Annotated in this window: 1 protein-coding gene; it reads left to right on the top strand. The window is 29.1% G+C overall.

The window, feature by feature from the left end:
• Positions 1–205 precede the first annotated feature (205 nt).
• Positions 206–645: hypothetical protein (locus tag ABCO64_RS10505; protein WP_343089431.1), on the top strand; the 440-nt coding region annotated here is incomplete at its 3' end.

Below are 645 nucleotides of genomic sequence, written 5' to 3'. Positions count from 1 at the left end.
GAAAATTCTTTTTAGATTGCTTTCACAGTATAACAGCCTTCATGATGTGATACAAGTTTATATTATCATAAATTGTAAAAAATATAAACAATTTTTTAAATTTTTTACAATGAAACTGTTCACAACTAAATTGTACACAATTAAATGTTTAACATCAAGTTTTATGCTATAATATATTCAACTGAATATAACGGAGGATTTTTTTATGAAATGGAATTTGAAAAATTTATATGAAAACTTAGATGCATGGCAAAAAGACTTTGAAAAAATGGAATCGCTACTTAAAGAAGCAAGAACTTATCAAGGGAAATTAAGTGATTTTGAGCATTTTAAAGCGTATTATAATGCGCAAAAAGAAGCGTATATCACTTTGCACAAACTTTATCAATATGCCAATTTAAACAGCGATTTAAATCGTAAAAATGTTGAAAATTCAGCGCGTGTTCAAAAGGTTGGCGATTTATTGAATCGTTTTAGCCAAGCGACTGCTTTTGAAAAACCTGAAGTATTGTCTTTAGGATGGGAGAAAGTGGATACCTTTTTAAAACAAGACCAATCATTGGAAGAATATCGCTTTCCACTCGAAAAGTTATTCCATCAAAGTGAGCATATATTAGATAAGGACAAAGAAGAGATGTTATCGCA

The organism is Methanocalculus natronophilus, assembly GCF_038751955.1.
In the GTDB taxonomy this organism is placed as follows: Archaea; Halobacteriota; Methanomicrobia; order Methanomicrobiales; family Methanocorpusculaceae; genus Methanocalculus; species Methanocalculus natronophilus.
The sequence above is the reverse complement of the archived record's forward strand: the minus strand, read 5'-3'. Positions and strand labels throughout refer to the sequence as shown.